This is a genomic window from Aphanizomenon sp. UHCC 0183 (assembly GCF_009712065.1).
In the GTDB taxonomy this organism is placed as follows: Bacteria; Cyanobacteriota; Cyanobacteriia; order Cyanobacteriales; family Nostocaceae; genus Dolichospermum; species Dolichospermum heterosporum.
Window position 1 is genome coordinate 28,031 of record NZ_VILC01000006.1, and the last position, 6,383, is coordinate 34,413.

The following is a 6,383-nucleotide window of genomic DNA, read 5'->3' on the forward strand; positions in this document are numbered from 1 at the left end:
CCATGCTTCAGTACCCCCACCTAGAAAAAGCCTTAAAACATCATTTTGGTTATGATCAATTTCGCCCTGGACAACGGCAAATTATCGAAGATGCACTAGAGAATCGTGATTTAATGGTAATTATGCCCACCGGTGGGGGTAAATCTCTGTGCTTTCAATTACCGGCACTTTTGAAACCCGGTTTAACAGTGGTAGTCTCACCCTTGATAGCTTTAATGCAAGATCAAGTAGAAGCACTGCGAACTAATAACATTTCTGCCACATTTCTGAATAGTAGTCTTAACGCCTATAAAGTTCGCTCCCGTGAAGAAGCGATCATGAATGGTAAAATAAAATTGCTTTATGTTGCCCCAGAACGCCTTGTTAGTGACCGATTTCTCCCCCTTTTAGACGTAGTTAAGGAAAAAGTGGGGATTTCCACCTTTGCCATTGATGAAGCCCATTGTGTCTCAGAATGGGGGCATGATTTCCGCCCAGAATATCGGCAATTAAGATTACTCCGAAAACGTTATCCTGATGTGCCTACAGTTGCCCTCACTGCTACCGCCACAGATAGAGTCAAGGCTGATATTATTGAACAATTAGGATTAAGACAACCAAGTATTCATATTGCTAGTTTTAACCGCCAAAATCTTTATTATGAAGTCCGGGCTAAAAGTAACCGTGCTTATGCCGAATTATTAGAAATAGTTAGAGAAAATGAAGGTTCGGGAATTATTTATTGTTTAACTCGAAAAAAAGTTGATGAAATAACTTTAAAACTCCAAAATGATAAGATTTCTGTTTTGCCTTATCATGCTGGTTTAAGTGATGAGGAAAGATCAAAAAATCAAACTCGGTTTATTCGGGATGATGTGCGAGTAATGGTAGCCACCGTTGCCTTTGGTATGGGCATTAATAAACCTGATGTGCGGTTTGTGGTGCATTCCGATTTACCCCGAAATTTAGAGAGTTACTATCAAGAATCAGGGCGAGCCGGTAGAGATGATGAACCTTCTAAATGTACACTATTTTTTAACTATGGTGATATTAAAACTATAGAATGGAGTATTAATCAAAAAACCGATCCTCAAGAACAATTAATAGCTAAACAGCAACTAAGACAGGTAATTGATTATGCGGAAGGGACAGATTGTAGACGCACAATTCAATTAAGTTATTTCGGGGAAAGATTTCCCGGAAATTGCGGAAATTGTGATAATTGTCTTTATCCCAAACCTGTTCAAGATTGGACAATTGAAGCCATGAAATTTTTATCTTGTGTGGCTAGGTGTAAAGAAAGATTTGGAATGCTGCATATTATTGATGTTTTGCGAGGTGGAAAAAATCAAAGAATTATTGTTAATAAACATGATCAACTTTCTACCTATGGAATTGGCAAAGATAAAACAATAGATGAATGGCGAATGTTATGTAGATCCTTATTACATCAAGGATTAATAGAACAAACGGCTGATGGTTATTCAGTTTTAAAACTAAATGCTTTAAGCTGGGAAGTCATGCGAAAACAACGCACAGTTTCCATTGCTGTTCCTACAGTCAAAAAGATGACTTGGGAAGAGGGAAGTGGCAAATCCGCAGATGTGGAAGTTCTTATGCAAAAATTGCGATCGCTTCGTAAACAACTCGCAGACGAACAAGCCGTGCCACCCTACGTTATCTTCCATGATTCTACCTTAAAATTAATGGCACAAAGCCAACCCAAAACCTTAGATGAATTTGGCAATCTCTCCGGCGTTGGTAGCCATAAATTATCTCAGTATGGCGAAAGGTTCTTAGCAGAAATTCAGACTTATTGCCAACAACAAGGTTTGCCAGAAAAAACTATTAATCGAGTTAGTTCCTCACCTTATTCTCACTCACCATCTGGTACAGAATTAACTACATTAGAGTTATATAACCAAGGATTGAGTATTGAAGAAATCGCCCAAAAACGCAATATTCGCCCCACTACAATTATCCGTCATCTCTCAGATTTAATTGAGAAAAAACAATCTTTAGACTTGAGTAAATTAGTCCCCCTAGAACGCCAAAAGAAAATATGGAATGTCTTAGAAGTTGTTGGTGATATTTCACTCACTCCTATTCGGGAAAATTTAGGTGAAAGCTACAGTTTTGATGAAATTCGTTTAGTTAGAGCAAAATGGCGACGGGAAAAACAGAAATCTCCTAAAGATGATATTGACTTTTAGTTTTTAGCCGATAAAGCCAAAGATAGCAGCTTAGGTAAAACCAAACAAATAGCCGCATTTAATAGTGTTAAAAATATACCATCCATTAAATTCATAAATAACTCCTCTTTATAACTACTGATGATCGAAACATCTTTATTTTGCCTGACAAACACTACATTTGAGCAACTTTGAATTTTTAAATATCTTTGATATTACATAAGTAAATTAAATAGAAATCCAGTAGGGGCGCAGGGCCTGCGCCCAAATGCAGGAAATACAGGGAATACGCCCAAATGCAGGAAATACGCGCCAATTTCCTCCTTAATTAGGAGAACATTGATTACAAAAACGCGGGCTAAATTTACAAAATTGACTACCAGTTAATGCGTAGGCTGTACAGTAGGGAAAACTAGTTATTCCCATTTTGGCAGGTTGGCAATCAGATACAATGGAAAATGGTTGAGATTCTTGAGGTTTACGAACCAAAATTATAGACAGCAGCTTGGGTAAAGCTAAACAAGCCCCCGCATTGATGACAGTGAGAAATAATACATCCATCAAATCTATAGGGAATTACTCCCCGACGAAATTACATAGGAACAGTTTGGTTAGTCTTAAAATATATGGAAATGTAGTAAGACCTAACCATAGTATTTAGTTTATATAAAATCAGTTTAGCATAGATTTTTATAGATGGAAAGGTAATAATTCAGTAATTGTTATCAATTAATGTGTAAACTAAATATTAAATAGCGTTATTAAGAGAACCCCACAAAAAAGATAATCCAATCTTGTGGGACTGGCAAGATGCCCATCCTTGTATGATTAAGTAGTGAGACAGAATTAATTACACAATGTCATTGCGTTAGCGTTGCGTGGCGTTAGCCATATGGAACGAAGTGAAATCAAGCAATCGCCAGGGTTGTGATTGCTTCCCTTCGCTCGCAATGACTGTAAATATTTTTGTCCAATTACTTAGCAGGTAAGATGCCCGCACCACAAGAAATTTTGGGATATTATTTGAATTGGAAGTCTCTAATTGAATTTAACAGTAGCATTTGTCAGTAACCCAGCCCTAAAGGGACTGGGCTTGCAAGAGTAATCAAGCAAGCCGTACTGACCAGACCACCCTGAGTTTACTCTCATGGTAGCCGTTATTTGAGTCACGACACCCACCGAATGCGTTCGCGCCAGCGTGCCGTCAGGCATAGCCAGTTCCCTGCCCTGTCGCTTGTGATTAAACAGTTCTAAGGTCACTGGAACAGTGTTGCAAGCTCAAGCAAGCTCTTATAACAGGTCGTTCGCGCAGCGTGCCGTAGCATCGGCTAACATTACCCCAGAAATGGGAGTTGGTTTCCAGATTCCAATCAAAAATCTGGTTTCAATTTTAATTTAATATCCACAGCGGTTAAAACCGCTCGTGTCGTTTCCCTCTCAGGGAGCCAAGCCACTGAGTTTCCCACTTACCGGGTATTCTTATGACAAAAAAACAATCTGCAACTTCTTTCTCCAATAACATTTCTGCACAAGAAAGTCTAGCATTACAGAGTTCCGTAGATTACACAAATGTTGAGTTATTACCAGAAATTTGGACTCTAGCGGCAAAGAAATTTGATAGTATTATTGCCCTACATAATCCTCACTCTAAACCAGAAGTAAAAATTACCTATGGTCAGTTGTCAGAGCAAATTCAACTATTTGCGGCTGGTTTGCAAGCGCTAGGTATCAATAACCACCATAGCGAAACTCTTCCCTATGGTGAACGGGTTTCCCTGATTGCTGATAATAGTCCTCGCTGGTTTATTGCCGATCAAGGTATTATGACTGCTGGAGCGGTAAATGCAGTCCGTAGCGCCCAAGCAGACCCAGAAGAACTACTTTATATTATTTCCCACAGTGGTAGTACAGCCTTGGTAGTTGAGGATATCAAAACTCTAAATAAATTAGGGTCGGGACTCGATGAATTACCGATTAAACTCGTAGTTCTCCTTTCCGATGAAACACCACCCACAGAATTTAATTTCCCAGTGGTGAACTTTACCGGGTTATTAGAAATTGGTAGCAATAACACCCTGGTAGCAACTAAGCACACTGGCGAAACATTAGCAACCCTAATTTATACCTCTGGAACTACGGGAAAACCCAAGGGTGTGATGCTATCTCACAAAAATCTACTGCACCAAGTTAAAAGTCTAAGAGCAGTATTACAACCGGAAAAAGGAGATCTTGTCCTGAGTATTTTACCCACATGGCATAGTTATGAACGCAGTGGTGAGTATTTCTTAATTTCTCAAGGCTGTACCCAAATTTACACTAACTTGCGGTCTGTCAAAAATGATTTGAAGAAATTCAAACCCAATTATATGATTGCTGTTCCTCGTTTATGGGAATCAATTTATGAAGGAGTGCAAAAACAATTCCGCGAACAACCAGCTAAAAAACAAAGTTTGGTCAAATTTTTACTGGATATGAGCCAGAAATATGTTGAAGCGCGGCGTATTTCCCAGAGATTGAGCTTAAATCACATTCACACCTCACTTATTGAACGTTCCCAAGCCAAAATAGCAGAATTAGTCTTGTTACCACTCCATATACTAGGTGAAAAATTAGTTTATGCCAAAGTGCGAGAAGCCACAGGTGGAAAAATTAAGCACGTTATTAGTGGTGGTGGGGCGCTACCTGCATATATAGATAACTTTTTTGAAATTGTTGGTGTGGAAATTTTACAAGGTTATGGTTTGACAGAAACCTCACCAGTAACTAATGCTCGTCGTCCTTGGCGAAATTTACGGGGTTCTTCAGGACAACCAATTCCCGGTACAGAAGTGAAAATTGTCAATCCTGAGACTCGTCAACCTCTACCAGTCGGAGAACGGGGTTTAGTGCTGCTCAAGGGTCCACAAATCATGCAGGGCTATTATCAAAATCCCGAAGCTACAAACAAAGCTATAGACGCGGAAGGTTGGTTTGATAGCGGTGATTTAGGTTGGGTAACACCTGAAAATGACCTAGTATTAACAGGTAGAGCAAAAGACACCATTGTTTTAACCAACGGGGAAAATATTGAACCACAGCCTATAGAAGATGCTTGTTTGCGATCGCCCTATATTGACCAAATTATGTTAGTAGGACAAGATCAACGTAGCATTGGCGCTCTGATTGTTCCTAACCTAGAAGCATTAGCCGCATGGAACCAATCTCAAAATCATACCGAAAAGATTGACTTAGAGAGTAGAATAGTCCAGGATTTGTTTCGTCAAGAATTAAATCGGGAAGTCCAAAACCGTCCCAGCTATCGAGCCGATGATCGTATTGGAGCATTTAAACTCATTGAGGAACAATTCTCAATTGAAAATGGACTCATGACACAAACTCTGAAAATCCGTCGTCACGTTGTCATGGAACGATATTGCGATATTATTGACAAGATGTTTGCTAAATAATTTCCTAATTTCCCCCTAAATCTTGGGTGGGGAACCCCCTACTGACTCCTCTCCACACTACAAACTATTTAAGAGTGAACGTACAAATTTTATGGATGTCTCCAACCCTCAATTGCTTTTAAAACGCCCAATTAATGTCAAAGCCATAGTTACTAGTCTCTGGAAAGAGGAAGTACAACAGCAACTCCAATCTCAGATTAATCAAGTTGACCAACAACTACAACAACTAGACGTTGAAGGACAAAGAGCAATTAGCGCCATTCAAAAGCAAAGTGTTCAACCACCAGGACCCCAAACACTCCAACAAATTGACAATATTCAACTGCAAGTCAATCAAAAGAAAAGTGAACTCCTAGAGCAGAAAAACCAAATGCTGCAAAACCTCCAGCAAGTACAATTGTTGGAATTAGATCAAGAAGTCAACCAATTTCAAATGGAAAGCTTTTTCCGCATCGAACCAGGTGATAACTTGATTAGTAAAATGCAGGTGGAAGTTGTCCTGCGTGATGGCATTGTCGAAGAAATTCGCGGAGATATCTAAACAACTTGATCCCCGACTTCTTGGAGAAGTCGGGGATATTTCTTGAAGCAGGGGAAGCGATCGCTTATTTGATAAATAAATGACTATATTGAATCTCTAAAAGATAAATATTACTAATAATAGCTAAAAACCGAAATTTTTGACACACTACCCAATTTATAATCAATTGGATAGTTTGGCTTATCTCTTGTAGGGTGCGTCAGACCCAATAATTTGGTAAAAAAC

The 6,383-nt window shown here is 39.1% G+C and carries 4 protein-coding genes; 3 read left to right on the top strand and 1 reads right to left on the bottom strand.

From position 1 onward, the window contains the following. The first annotated feature begins 2 nt into the window (after nucleotides 1-2). Nucleotides 3-2,192 carry a DNA helicase RecQ gene (gene recQ, locus FJR37_RS03040; protein ID WP_168465273.1) on the top strand — a complete coding sequence of 730 codons (2,190 nt, stop codon included), beginning with the start codon at nucleotides 3-5 and terminating at the stop codon, nucleotides 2,190-2,192. A gap of 303 nt (nucleotides 2,193-2,495) precedes the next feature. Here recQ and FJR37_RS03045 read toward each other — a convergent pair whose 3' ends face one another. Next, nucleotides 2,496-2,732 (bottom strand): hypothetical protein, encoded by a 237-nt coding sequence (locus tag FJR37_RS03045; RefSeq protein WP_039201420.1) that lies wholly within the window; start codon nucleotides 2,730-2,732, stop codon nucleotides 2,496-2,498. A 920-nt stretch (nucleotides 2,733-3,652) separates the two neighbouring features. Between FJR37_RS03045 and FJR37_RS03050 the strand changes: the two genes are divergently transcribed. Both FJR37_RS03050 and FJR37_RS03055 read left to right on the top strand, forming a co-directional pair. After that, the gene (locus tag FJR37_RS03050) at nucleotides 3,653-5,617 is read left to right on the top strand and encodes a long-chain fatty acid--CoA ligase (protein WP_039201422.1); all 1,965 of its coding nucleotides are present in this window, start codon (nucleotides 3,653-3,655) and stop codon (nucleotides 5,615-5,617) included. A gap of 91 nt (nucleotides 5,618-5,708) precedes the next feature. Beyond that, a complete protein-coding gene (locus FJR37_RS03055; protein WP_039201424.1) occupies nucleotides 5,709-6,158 on the top strand; it encodes a YlqD family protein in 450 nt (149 codons plus the stop codon). Nucleotides 6,159-6,383 lie beyond the last annotated feature (225 nt).